The sequence below is a fragment of the Shewanella sp. 4_MG-2023 genome, from assembly GCF_030548015.1.
Classification (GTDB): Bacteria; Pseudomonadota; Gammaproteobacteria; order Enterobacterales; family Shewanellaceae; genus Shewanella.
Genome location: NZ_JAUORL010000037.1, coordinates 1 through 12,481, shown reverse-complemented (window position 1 = coordinate 12,481; position 12,481 = coordinate 1). Strand labels below are relative to the sequence as shown.

Sequence of the window (12,481 nt, the reverse complement as noted above, 5' to 3'; positions counted from 1 at the left end):
CGCTATTTAGTGATCAACTTCAGTCCAATAACGCTTAATACAAATAGCACACTACAGGTGACCAAGCCCATGGCCACTGACGCGGTAAAACCTAATACACCGTAGCCAATAATACTAATGACCGCCACGATTAACGCATAAGGTAATTGCGTCATTACGTGATCGATATGGTGACAACTCGCCCCCGTTGACGACAAGATAGTGGTATCTGAAATCGGTGAACAATGATCGCCAAATACTGCACCAGATAACACGGCTGCAAGCATAGGTAACATCATAGTGCTATCACTGCCCATCGCCATATCAGCTGCAATTGGCAACATGATACCGAAGGTACCCCAGCTGGTGCCGGTTGCAAATGCGGTTAGGCCTGCTAATAAAAATAATACTGCAGGTAGCATCGCAAATGGAATATTGCCTGTGGCTAAACTGGCCATGTATTTACCGGTTTCAAGGTTGCCAATAACCGTTGAAATCGTCCAAGCAAATAACAAAATATAAATGGCAGGTAGCATTGATTTAGCGCCAAGTTTGATGCCAGTGAACACCATAGGCAGAGCAATTTTTTGCTTCACAGTTAATACTAAGGTGACCGCTAACCCCACCAGTGAACCGTAAAATAGTGACGAGCTCACTTCAGTATTTTCAAATGCTCCTAAAATGCTAAAAGGTAAATCATTAGCTGATAATGCATCAGCGCCTGACGCCACCATGAAATAGAAGGTTGCCGCAACTAACACTAATATAGGTAAGAATAAGCCAATGATTTTACCGGTTTCCGCTTCTGGTAAATCGGCTGTGGCTCCTGGTGGTAAGCCTTTAGATTCGTCGAACAACTCACCCTTTTGGGCATTTTGTTCATGCTTACGCATTGGGCCAATATCTAAACCAAATAACGCCACACACACCAATAATAATAATGCAAAAATGGCATAAAAGTTCATTGGGATCATTTGCAGGAACACACTTAAATGCCCTGTATCAGCAAAGCCATGAGCCGTTAAAATCCCGCCGATCAGGGCGATAATGTACGCCCCCCAGCTTGAAACAGGCGAGATAACACAAATTGGTGCCGCTGTTGAATCCAATAAGTAGGCTAATTTAGCCCGTGAAATGTGGTAACGGTCGGTGATTGGACGTGCAATAGATCCCACCACAATACTGTTAAAGTAGTCATCAATAAACACTACAACACCAAGGAAGATAGTCATCAACTTGGCATCACGTTTATTGCGAATACGTTGATGAGCCCAATCAGCAAAGGCGCGAGCTGAACCACTTACCGTGATTAATGCCGTGATCATGCCCAAAATCACCAAGAAACCTAAAATTTGTAGGTTCCATGAATTGAGCGCGCCATCATCCCAAACTAGACCCGTGACGGTAGTCAGTAAATTTGAGGCTGCAGCGCTAACTGAAAAATCACCGAGTAAAAACACCCCGGTGATAATACCTAAGCCCAATGAAAGTAAGACTCGGCGAGTTAATACTGCGAGCAAAATAGCCACTACTGGTGGCAAAAGCGAGAGAGCCGAATCGGCGTAACTTGTTATCATCATTTCTTATAATTTCTTCGTTGAGTACGAATGGAGAATAACTGATAAGGCAAGTTTACGTTGAATACGTAAACGAAATTCTTTTCAGTAGCACTCCACAGTAATATCAATATCGTTGTCGATATATATTCTTCTACCCTTTCGGATAGAAATTACCATGACAGTGCAGTCCCTTTCGGTAACTGCCCCAATAAATGGTTTTGATAGAATCCATTTACTTCGGCACTAAATCCTTTCCGAATAAGTTATTGGCATCACCCAACTCACCCGTACTGATACTTAATGCACCTCTACTTATGCTAACAACAGAAAGGCTCTGTATATCAACACCCCATCATACAAACATAAGCAGTAGCATCATTGCCAGATAAAACTTGATTATCTTGTGATATATAACATCACAACTAAAACCGCGCACATTGACGCAGCACCAGTGTAACCTTTTATTAGCAAGGGTTCATATTTAACGCAGTGGTAATTTTTGCTCACTGATAGAACAGCACCGCAAATAACAACGCATTAGTATAAATTGGCAGCAACTATCTACGGAACATTAAAAAAGGCTTTTACCTCTCGGTAAAAGCCTTTTAGTGCCGTTTTTTATTAGTGGATATTAACTCACTAAAAAACTAGCGTAAGCCATAATCCTATTATAAAGAGCATTATTTAGGACTCTTATTTAGGGCTCTAATTAAGGGCTCTAATTAAGGACTATAGCAAATTAGTTAGCTCAGGGATCGCTTCAAACAAATCAGCTTCCAGACCATAATCTGCAACCTGGAAAATCGGCGCTTCAGGATCTTTGTTGATTGCCACAATGACTTTAGAGTCTTTCATACCAGCAAGATGCTGAATAGCCCCTGAGATACCTACAGCAATATACAGATCAGGTGCGACAATTTTACCAGTTTGACCTACTTGTAAATCATTCGGTACAAAGCCAGCATCAACAGCTGCGCGCGAAGCACCAACAGCAGCAGTTAATTTATCAGCAAGCGCTTCTAAAATAGCAAAGTTCTCACCACTGCCCATACCGCGGCCGCCGGAAACAATCACCCCAGCACTGCCAAGCTCAGGACGCTCTGATTCAGTTAATGTTTGCGAAACAAATTCTGCCGCTGCTGTGGCAACAAAATCAACCATAACCGCTTCTGCACTGCCGTCATTGGTTGCGGCATCAAAAGCACTGGTTCGTACTGTTAGCACTTTAACCGCATCTAAACTTTGCACTGTCGCTAATGCCGAACCGGCATAAACAGGACGCACGAAGGTATCTGTGCTTACAACTTCAATCACTTCAGAAATTTGCGCCACATCTAATAACGCCGCGACTCGTGGCAGGGTATCTTTACCGACACTGCTAGCCGCAGAAATAATATGTTCGTAATCACCTGCAAGGTTAACCACTAACTGTGAAAGGTTTTCTGCTAGTTGCGCTTGATACACAGCATTATCAGCAACTAATACCTTGCTTACGCCTGTTAATGCTTGCGCTGCGGTAACTGCTGCAGCGCAATCACTACCAGCAACTAACACATGCACATCACCACCAATGGCAACCGCTGCGCTTACTGCTTTAGCGGTATCTAATTTTAAGCTTGCGTTATCATGTTCAGCTAATACTAAAATAGTCATAATTAGATCACCTTCGCTTCATTTTTTAACTTTTCAACTAATTCAGCCACTGAATTCACAATGATGCCAGCTTTACGCTCAGCTGGAGGGGTGACTTTTATAATGGTTTGATGTGCTTTTAAGCTTACGCCTAAATCATCAATTGAAAGTGTCTCTAATGGCTTACGCTTAGCTTTCATAATATTAGGTAATGATGCGTAACGAGGTTCATTTAAACGTAAATCAACCGTAACCACCGCTGGTAATGGCATTTTTATTGTTTGTAAGCCGCCGTCAATCTCACGGGTTACTTCTGCACTGTCTGCCGTTAATGTTAGCTCTGATGCAAACGTTGCTTGAGGCATATTCGTTAATGCAGCTAGCATTTGACCGGTTTGGTTATTGTCGCCATCAATAGATTGCTTACCAAATATCACTAATTCTGCTTGTTCTTTTTCTTGAACCGCTTTTAAAATTTTAGCAATCGATAACGGCACTAACTCGTCATCAGTCAGGACATGAATAGCACGGTCGGCACCAAGCGCCATCGAGGTACGTAATTGTTCTTGAGCATTTTTAGCTCCAATAGTGACCACAACAATTTCCGTAACACTTCCTGCTTCTTTCAATCTTACAGCTTCTTCAACTGCAATTTCACAGAATGGGTTTAACGCCATTTTCAAATTAGCAGTATCAACATTTGTGTTGTCAGCGTTTACTCTGACCTTCACATTTGCATCGACTACGCGCTTTACAGGCACCAATACTTTCATGGGATTTCCTTTTACACCTTCAATGTATGTGGACGGCACATTGGTTTTAACCAATGTAATATGGCTCAACTTTACGGCCTGTTAACGTTAACGTCAACCTAAGTCAAACACTTGTTTATATTTTTTTTGGCTCAATGTGCGTTTAAAAGAACTGACATCTGCACAATTTATATTAAATAAGGTACCTAAAAGGTAGATTAATTAATTTTTATCTACTTATTGATGATTTTATTTGATCCATTCAGATTTAGTTTCTATTATTAATGACTATTCAAGTAAACTTATTTTTTTACTATTAAATATTGTGCTTTATTGACATGCTTAATGGTCAATTAAATTTGACACTCCAATGCTAAATAATTAAGCAATGTAGCGATTTTGATAGGTATTCTTTAATCTCTAAAGCATTACTTGAAAACTTATTATTTAATAACCATTAGGATGCACATTGATATGAGTGACTTTTTAGAAATACTAACCCATGGTCGTCGTTTTAAAGCTGCAGTTAAAGAGTTGTCTGTAGAAGATTTACGTGAGCTTTCAGTAAAGCTTGAAAAAATCATTACAGAAAGAGAAGAAGACGAAAAAGCAGAACAAGAAGCCAATGCAGAAAGAAATGCACGCATTGCTGAAATTCTAGCGCAAATTGAAAACAGTGGTTTATCAATTGAAGACTTAGGTGAAGTATCAATTAAGCCTGCACCAAAAAAACGTGCGCCGCGCCCTGCTAAATACCAAATTGAAGTTGATGGCGAATTAATCCAGTGGACGGGTCAAGGCCGTATGCCAACTGTGTTCAAAAACCAAGTTGATAATGGCAAAACAATGGAAGACTTCTTAATTCCTGGTATGGAATAACACTTGCTGTTTTGACATCCTTCATATAGAAAAAGCTTACTTTGGTAAGCTTTTTTCTTATCTGTATTCTATTCCCACCTGCTAGCAAGCATTGTAAACTATACTACATTCACCTCTTTTGAATTAGGCTTTACTATGAACGTTTCTCGTCCTGTTTTTTCTTTAGCTATAAGCTCAGCAATATTATTATCTGGTTGTGCTAGTGAATACACTTTTAATAGTAACCTAGACGCTAAGGCAATTGATGACTATTTCAAACCTGGAAATGTGGTTCTATATAAAGAGAACCAACGCCCTAAAGGGTCATTTGAGGTGTTAGGCCTAGTTGAAGGTGAATCATGCCAACAAACTGCTGATGGGGTTCCTGCAAGCATTGCAGATGCGAGAACCGATGCACGAAAACAGGCGGTCGAGCTAGGTGCCAATGGGCTAATGATCAAAAAATGCCTATTAACAGAACAACAGGTCGACAGCTGCTACAGCCAAGCAATTTGTGTCGGCCAAGCAATTAAAACCGCTACTGAGCAGTAGATACTTGTTAATAATTTAGTATTAGAGCAACCGACTATTAATGGCTAATGGTCAAAGAAATTAAACCATCAGGCTAAGTGTCTAAGTCATTTTATTTATGCTGTTATCCGAAGCATTTTAAAGACGTTAACACCCGCTTTGCTTAAAACCTTACATTGGCTAATGGCTCTTTAGTATTAAATTAACAAAGCATTGAACATTTATTAGGTTCAATGCTTGATTATGCCCCCTCTTAATTTATTAGTAACAACACTTGACGGTTTCTTAGACATGAAAACAGATCCTAACGCGCAAAACTTTAGTTCTCAAATAGAGGCCGTCGGGTATTGTCGTACCCCTTACAAACAAAAGTTTGGTATCCCAAGACAACCAGGGTTGGTAAATATTAAAGGTGTTATTGAATTAGCCCCTCAAGTCAATAACCTTGATGCGGTTAGAGGTATTGAACAATATTCACACTTATGGCTGCTTTTTTGTTTTCATGAAAACCTACAGCAAGGTTGGAAAAATACCGTCAGACCACCAAGATTAGGTGGCAATGAAAAGTTAGGCGTATTTGCCACCCGCTCTACATTCAGACCTAATGGTATTGGCCAGTCAGTGGTTAAATTGCATAAGGTTATTCAGAAAAATGGCAAAGTTTGTCTTGAAATATCCGGCATGGATTTATTAGATGGTACCCCCATTATTGATATAAAACCTTATATTCCATTTTCTGACTCAATAGAAAGTGCGACAGGTGGCATCGCTCAAGATGCGCCAAAATTAATTGATGTACAATTTTCAAGCTTGGCAAAAGCGCAAATTGACGCCCACTCATCTAAGCTCAATAACAGTGATTTAATTCAACTTATTACTGACGTGTTAGCTCAAGACCCTCGACCTGCTTATAAAAAAGCCAAAGCAGATCCAAAATTATATCAAGTGGCCTTATATGATATTGATATTTTTTGGACCGTCACTGAGCAGCAGATTAATGTTATTGAAATTAAACCCACCAGCGTTGGTCAAAACTAATATGAAGTCTGATTTGAACAGCACCCTTGATACAAACAAAAGTCCTGATTATCAAACTCAGCATAAAAAACGTTTATCTTGGATGCCGTGGTTGTATTTTTCCTTAAAAGACAAACAATTTACCTGGGCTAAACCCTGGCAAGATGAAGTTCAGCAACAATTTGAGCAGCTTGAAACCATTAAGTTTGGTCAGCAGTGTTTTATCGCCCCCGAAGCCAATGTGTTTGCAGAGCCTGGGCGCAATATAACTATGGGAAATCAATGCATGATTGCCGCCGAGGTGTTTTTACATGGGCCGATAACCCTAGGCAATGAAGTGGCCATTAATCATGGCTGCTCTTTTGATGGCGGTCGCTGCGGCATCACCATTGGTGATAAAACCCGTATCGCCAATAACGTCACGATTTATGCTTTTAACCATGGCATGTCAGCAGAGCAAGATATCTATCAACAACCCAGTCAATCAAAGGGTATTGTCATTGGCCGTGATGTATGGATTGGCGCCCAAGCTGGCATTGTTGATGGGGTTACTATTGGCAACCAAGCCATTGTTGGCATGGGTAGTATTGTGACCAAAGATGTTCCCGAATTTGCGATTGTTGCCGGTAACCCTGCCAAAATCATTGGCGACCGACGCGATAAATAGTTGCTTTAATTTATCGCCCATATCATTTTGCCATAGCCCTATGGCTATCTTTGTCAGGTATCGCTTAATTATCTGGTGACTTCATCGTTACAGGTGATAAAATGTCGCACATTAATAGCTACTAAGTGGACATTGGGAATGCGAGTTAGCAAGTACCTGCTTTCAACACAAAAAGAAACACCTGCAAATGCAGAAGTCATCAGCCATCAATTGATGTTACGTGCCGGCTTTATCCGTCGTAATGCATCAGGCCTTTATTCATGGTTACCGAGTGGTTTACGTGTATTACGTAAAGTCGAAGCCATTGTTCGTGAAGAAATGAACAAAGTCGGTTCTATTGAAATTTTGATGCCCCTAGTACAGCCGGCCGATCTTTGGGTTGAAACAGGACGTTGGGAAAAATTTGGTCCTGAATTGCTCCGCTTCCAAGATCGTCATAACCGCGACTTCGTTTTAGGCCCAACCCATGAAGAAGTGATTACTGATTTAGTCCGTAAAGAAGTGAGCTCTTATAAGCAATTACCACTGACATTATATCAAGTACAAACAAAATTCCGTGATGAAGTCCGTCCTCGTTTTGGCGTGATGCGTGCACGTGAATTTTTGATGAAAGATGCCTATTCTTTCCATTTAACCCAAGAGTGCATGGATAAGACTTATGCAGACATGCATCAAGCATACTGCAACATCTTTAATCGTATGGGTCTTGCTTTCCGTCCTGTTATTGCTGACACGGGTTCAATTGGTGGTAGTACCTCACATGAGTTCCATGTTCTTGCTAACAGTGGTGAAGACTTGATCGCTTATTCAACTGAAAGTGATTATGCCGCAAACATTGAAAAAGCAGAAACTGCAGCACCAACTGGCACATTAGCCGCACCAACACAGGAAATGACTGTCGTTGATACGCCAAATGCCAAAACCATTGCTGAATTAGTCGAGCAGTTTGAACTTGAAATAACTAAAACAGTTAAAACCTTGATTGTTAAGGGCGCAACTGAAGATGCACCATTGGTAGCATTAGTTATTCGTGGCGATCATGAGTTAAACGAATTAAAAGCTGAGAAGCATGAGCTCGTTGCCTCACCACTTGAGTTTGCCACTGATGCTGAAATGGTTGCAGCTGTAGGTGCAGGTCCAGGTTCAATCGGCCCTGTAGGCCTTGAAATGCCTATTATCATTGACCGTGACGTCGCGCTAGTGAGCGACTTTGCTGCTGGTGCTAACCAAGAAGGTAAGCATTACTTTGGCATCAACTGGGAGCGCGATTTACCAATGGCACAAGCGATGGATATTCGTAACGTAGTTGAAGGTGAAGCAAGCCCAGATGGTAAAGGTGTTTATGCTTTTGCTCGTGGTATTGAAGTCGGTCATATCTTCCAGCTTGGTACTAACTACTCAGAAGCGATGGGCGCAACCGTACTCGATGAAAACGGTAAGTCAAAAGTAATGCAAATGGGTTGTTATGGCGCTGGTGTTAGCCGCATCGTTGCCGCTGCAATCGAGCAAAACCATGATGACCGAGGAATGAAGTTACCTGAGTCACTTGCGCCGTTCACAGTGGGTATTTTACCGATGAACATGCATAAGTCTCATCGCGTAAAAGACATGGCTGAGCAGCTTTACGCTGACTTAAGCGCCCAAGGCATCGAAATCTTATTAGATGACCGTAAAGAGCGCCCAGGTGTGATGTTCAATGACATGGAGCTAATTGGCTTGCCTCATGTGATTGTTATTGGCGATCGTAATATCGATGCAGGCGTGTTTGAATATAAAAACCGCCGCACCGGTGAAAAACAAGATATCCCGTTTGACCAAATTGTTGACTTTATTACCTCGTCAATCAAAGGTTAATCCATTGCCTTAGAGCATTACCTAACAGTAGTGCAGTAAACAACGCACCTTTTTAGGTGCGTTTTTTTTTAGCTTTTTTTCTGATTATAAAATTAGATTGGTAATGATTATGTTATTTTGATTGGTATAACCAGTTATTGTTATACATACTGATATCATCAGCTTATCAAACACACAGGAGAGCATCGTTGTCAGAATCAATTGCACTGGTATTAGGTGGTGGTGGCGCGCGAGCAGCGTATCAAATTGGCGTACTAAAAGCGCTGGTTCAGCTTTATCCGCGAAATCATCATATCCCGTTTGATATTCTTAGTGGTAGCTCAGCAGGTGCAATTAATGCCATTTCATTGGCCACTCATGCCTCTTGTTTTCATTTAGGGGTTCGCAAACTTGATTGGGTATGGCGTCACTTTGAAACCCATAAAGTTTACAGTTCATCGTTTTGGCATGTATTAAAGCACTTATCAAAAATGGCCTTAAAAGGACTGCAAAGTGATAAGGTCAATACCGAAGCGGGCAGCCTGCTTGATAATCAGCCATTACGAAAACTACTGAATCAATTAATCGATTTTCAGCGTATTGAACGCAACATCGGTAGTGGCGCGTTAAAGGCTATTAGCTTAGATGCATCAAGTTATAATGACTCATATTCCTACAGCTTTTATCAAGCTAGCCATAATATTAACGACTGGCAACGGGCAAGAAGACAAGGTACCCGCACCACATTAACCACAGATCATTTGATGGCGACCTCAGCTATCCCATTGGTTTTTCCATCGGTAAAATTAAAACAAGCCTATTTTGGTGATGGCTCAGTACACCAATTGTCGCCGTTATCCAGCCCGATACATCTAGGAGCCAGAAAAATTATGGTGATCAATCTAGATAGCCCTCATAAACAAAGGCACAGTGATATAGATGCTCACCCAAAAACAGCAACCATTGCAGGTCATTTACTGGATACCATTTTCTCAGACACTTTAAACAGTGATTTAGAACGCTTAGAGCGGATAAACAGCACCTTAGACCTTATTCCACCCGCCGATGCTAAGCTGGTTAATTTGCGTAAAATTGACACCTTAGTCATTAAGCCCAGTGAAGATTTAAGTGTTATTGCCGCGCGCTACTTTCAAGACTTACCTCTCGCCATCAGAATATTATTGAAATTTATTGGCATTAATCGTCAATCAGACTCAAGTATCGCGTCATACTTATTATTTGAAAAATCCTACACCAGTGCCTTAATTGATCTCGGTTATAAAGACGCTATGAACCAAATGGATACCATCAAAACCTTTTTTGAACTGGAAACCTAAATAGGCTTCTTGGCTAAATGATTAGTGCAGCACGACTCACTTTGAGATGAACTCACTGCCAAATACGCTGCTATTACAAATAATAAAAAGCAAGTTGCCACGCAACTTGCTTTTTTGGTGGAGAGTGTTTCCACAGGTGCCGCTTAATAAGTATTAGAAGCGTGAAGTGCCACCAATATAGAAACCATCTTCAAAAGCACGATCTGAACGACCATCATACTGGAAGGTCATATTTCTATAACCGAAAAAAACCGCCATATTAGGGTTAAAGTCATACTGCACTTTTCCACCTAATTCGGTGTAACCATCGACATCCGAAAAAGACAATACTGACGGCGCATAATAAGCATCAGCATGCAGCGATATTTTATTGCCTAGCGCAAAGCCATAGTGTCCACCGACGGCAATGACACTGCCATTAGGACTATTATCAAACCAAACACTGGATAACTTAGGGCCAATTTCAATTGAATGCGGACCAGTTTGATGGGTCATATGCATGGCAAACTGCGCCAAGTTACCCTTTTTATCTGAATACACATAACCGGCTTCAAGATTAACATTAGGGTTAATATTGGTCTTAATGTCAGCAGATACCACGTGCTCACTGAGCCCTAAAGAAAACTCAGTAGCATTAACATTGACGCAAAACACACTCGCTGCAATAACAGCCATCATTTTTTTATTCATTTATAACCTCAAACCTAAGTGCTTATGGGCCAAGATTATACTGAGCTAATTAATTAGTCTTTATAAAAAGGCCTAACACGAGCGCCTAGATGGATTAACACACAATTAAACCACAACCAAGTTACAATAAATAAGAGTTAGCAATACCTGTAAGTTAATATATCAAGTCGCGGTTGAGTATAACTTAATCGGTAAAATTAACTGCTCTCGTTGATGGCAAGCCCAGATCAGCTTATGCGTTTATTAAATCCGCATTTTAAATTGTGCACAATCCAATTTGCAGTTATGATAAAACTTAAAAGTATTATTATCGTTTTAGGAGTTGACCATGAGCCAAACATTTTATCAGCAAAGCGCAGTAGACATTCAAGGTAACACTGTATCCATGGATCAATTTAAAGATCATGTGGTATTGGTTGTTAACACCGCTAGCGAATGCGGCTTCACCCATCAATATAAACCCCTTGAGCACCTGTATCAGTTATATAAAGAGCAAGGTTTAGTGATATTAGGGTTTCCATGTAACCAGTTTGGCTCCCAAGAAAAAGGCGACGAAGCTACCATTAGCAAATTCTGTGAACTGAATTTCGGGGTTAGTTTTCCATTATTTAGTAAGGTGGACGTTAATGGCGCCAATGCCGCACCTATCTATCAGTTTCTTAAGTCTTCAGCTAAAGGGTTGCTGGGCAGTGAGTCAATTAAGTGGAACTTCACTAAATTCTTAATAGACAAAGAAGGCAAGGTGTTAAAGCGTTATGCACCGACCATGAAACCTGAAAATTTAGTAGAACAAATTGAGTATCTACTGAAAAAGTAATAGTTACCGCATTAAATCGACACTTTATGTATTTTTAATCTACTGATTTAATTGCATAAAAAATTATTGATAAAAAATATAAAAAAAATTGATGTTTTTTTGAACTATTTCACTTTGAGATGCTCATAGTATATAGACAGTGTTTTCACTTTCATCATCTCCCTGGGACTTCTAGCGCGGTCCCTTTGATCTCAAAGTGGATCAATAGGCAATCGTTTGATTGCCTTTTTTTATGGAGCTAATTTTTGATGAGACTGGTTTGTTAAAGCAAAGTTTATAAAGCACCCCTTAATCCTGACGATGTTCGCCATAAAAGAACAATAAAGGTTATCACAAAAACCCAATAAAAACAGACACATAAAAATGTATCGCTTTCGATCATTCTAAATATTTAAAAAATAATAAATTTTATTGAACCATTTGCAGCTTAGCCTCTCTTAGTAATGTAGCTAGTCAGTAATAGGCTAACCCCTCATCAAGGTTATTTCGATACTGAGCTTTTATAGATTTAATCTCCCCAATTATTTCGCTACTCGAATTTGGTAACTCTTTTTCATCATCACTCCCAATTGGGACATTGCTAACACGCTAGCGCACCGTTAACAGTGACCCGCATAGAAATACTTCTGGCAATCCACTGGGTTGCCATTTTTTTTGCGCCAAGTTTATCTCAGCTTGAATATGACCTGAGATTAAACACCAATTCAAACTGCTGATTTAAAACTAAATTGAAGTAATAAAATCCAATCAAACCAGCTAGCCAAAAAAATTTTAAAATAATTTACCGCGGTAATGAACTTTTTTGAAAT

The 12,481-nt window shown here is 40.2% G+C and carries 11 protein-coding genes and 1 riboswitch; of the genes, 7 read left to right on the top strand and 4 right to left on the bottom strand.

All coding sequences use genetic code 11. The features are described 5' to 3' along the window. Window positions 1–2: 2 nt before the first annotated feature. The 3 genes from Q4546_RS16755 to Q4546_RS16745 all read right to left on the bottom strand — a co-directional run bounded on the left by Q4546_RS16755 (window position 3) and on the right by Q4546_RS16745 (window position 3,943). Window positions 3–1,559, bottom strand: coding sequence for a Na+/H+ antiporter NhaC family protein (locus Q4546_RS16755; protein ID WP_102476998.1), 1,557 nt, complete (start codon window positions 1,557–1,559; stop codon window positions 3–5). A gap of 77 nt (window positions 1,560–1,636) precedes the next feature. After that, window positions 1,637–1,857, bottom strand: a riboswitch (Lysine riboswitch). Window positions 1,858–2,267: 410 nt separating this feature from the next. After that, window positions 2,268–3,191: an electron transfer flavoprotein subunit alpha/FixB family protein gene (locus tag Q4546_RS16750; protein ID WP_102440654.1), complete on the bottom strand. Its 924-nt coding sequence runs from the start codon at window positions 3,189–3,191 to the stop codon at window positions 2,268–2,270. Between the two features lie 2 nt (window positions 3,192–3,193). Continuing rightward, window positions 3,194–3,943 (bottom strand): electron transfer flavoprotein subunit beta/FixA family protein, encoded by a 750-nt coding sequence (locus Q4546_RS16745; protein WP_303446656.1) that lies wholly within the window; start codon window positions 3,941–3,943, stop codon window positions 3,194–3,196. A 453-nt stretch (window positions 3,944–4,396) separates the two neighbouring features. Between Q4546_RS16745 and Q4546_RS16740 the strand changes: the two genes are divergently transcribed. From Q4546_RS16740 to Q4546_RS16715, 6 genes are all read left to right on the top strand, one after another. Beyond that, window positions 4,397–4,801 (top strand): H-NS family nucleoid-associated regulatory protein, encoded by a 405-nt coding sequence (locus Q4546_RS16740; protein ID WP_076540367.1) that lies wholly within the window; start codon window positions 4,397–4,399, stop codon window positions 4,799–4,801. A 135-nt stretch (window positions 4,802–4,936) separates the two neighbouring features. After that, the gene (gene rcsF, locus Q4546_RS16735) at window positions 4,937–5,332 is read left to right on the top strand and encodes an Rcs stress response system protein RcsF (protein WP_303414390.1); all 396 of its coding nucleotides are present in this window, start codon (window positions 4,937–4,939) and stop codon (window positions 5,330–5,332) included. A gap of 270 nt (window positions 5,333–5,602) precedes the next feature. Then, window positions 5,603–6,349: a tRNA (N6-threonylcarbamoyladenosine(37)-N6)-methyltransferase TrmO gene (gene tsaA / locus Q4546_RS16730; protein ID WP_102477014.1), complete on the top strand. Its 747-nt coding sequence runs from the start codon at window positions 5,603–5,605 to the stop codon at window positions 6,347–6,349. 1 nt (window position 6,350) lies between these two features. Then, complete coding sequence (locus Q4546_RS16725; RefSeq protein ID WP_102440662.1) at window positions 6,351–6,995, top strand: DapH/DapD/GlmU-related protein; 645 nt, start codon at window positions 6,351–6,353, stop codon at window positions 6,993–6,995. Between the two features lie 138 nt (window positions 6,996–7,133). After that, entirely contained in the window at window positions 7,134–8,849 is a 1,716-nt protein-coding gene (locus Q4546_RS16720) for a proline--tRNA ligase (RefSeq protein ID WP_303446655.1), read from the top strand. 188 nt (window positions 8,850–9,037) lie between these two features. Then, entirely contained in the window at window positions 9,038–10,165 is a 1,128-nt protein-coding gene (locus Q4546_RS16715) for a patatin-like phospholipase family protein (protein ID WP_303446654.1), read from the top strand. A gap of 153 nt (window positions 10,166–10,318) precedes the next feature. On the opposite strand, the gene Q4546_RS16710 is transcribed toward Q4546_RS16715, so the two are convergent. Continuing rightward, window positions 10,319–10,855 carry a YfaZ family outer membrane protein gene (locus tag Q4546_RS16710; RefSeq protein WP_102440659.1) on the bottom strand — a complete coding sequence of 179 codons (537 nt, stop codon included), beginning with the start codon at window positions 10,853–10,855 and terminating at the stop codon, window positions 10,319–10,321. Between the two features lie 328 nt (window positions 10,856–11,183). Between Q4546_RS16710 and Q4546_RS16705 the strand changes: the two genes are divergently transcribed. Then, window positions 11,184–11,672, top strand: coding sequence for a glutathione peroxidase (locus Q4546_RS16705; RefSeq protein WP_102440660.1), 489 nt, complete (start codon window positions 11,184–11,186; stop codon window positions 11,670–11,672). The last annotated feature ends 809 nt before the right edge of the window (window positions 11,673–12,481 follow it).

Bases quoted from the DNA above. Each gene is read 5' to 3' on its own strand.
- Q4546_RS16755 (WP_102476998.1), bottom strand. From the start codon at position 1,559: ATGATGATAACAAGTTACGCCGATTCGGCTCTCTCGCTTTTGCCACCA.
- Q4546_RS16750 (WP_102440654.1), bottom strand. From the start codon at position 3,191: ATGACTATTTTAGTATTAGCTGAACATGATAACGCAAGCTTAAAATTA.
- Q4546_RS16745 (WP_303446656.1), bottom strand. From the start codon at position 3,943: ATGAAAGTATTGGTGCCTGTAAAGCGCGTAGTCGATGCAAATGTGAAG.
- Q4546_RS16740 (WP_076540367.1), top strand. From the start codon at position 4,397: ATGAGTGACTTTTTAGAAATACTAACCCATGGTCGTCGTTTTAAAGCT.
- rcsF (WP_303414390.1), top strand. From the start codon at position 4,937: ATGAACGTTTCTCGTCCTGTTTTTTCTTTAGCTATAAGCTCAGCAATA.
- tsaA (WP_102477014.1), top strand. From the start codon at position 5,603: ATGAAAACAGATCCTAACGCGCAAAACTTTAGTTCTCAAATAGAGGCC.
- Q4546_RS16725 (WP_102440662.1), top strand. From the start codon at position 6,351: ATGAAGTCTGATTTGAACAGCACCCTTGATACAAACAAAAGTCCTGAT.
- Q4546_RS16720 (WP_303446655.1), top strand. From the start codon at position 7,134: ATGCGAGTTAGCAAGTACCTGCTTTCAACACAAAAAGAAACACCTGCA.
- Q4546_RS16710 (WP_102440659.1), bottom strand. From the start codon at position 10,855: ATGAATAAAAAAATGATGGCTGTTATTGCAGCGAGTGTGTTTTGCGTC.
- Q4546_RS16705 (WP_102440660.1), top strand. From the start codon at position 11,184: ATGAGCCAAACATTTTATCAGCAAAGCGCAGTAGACATTCAAGGTAAC.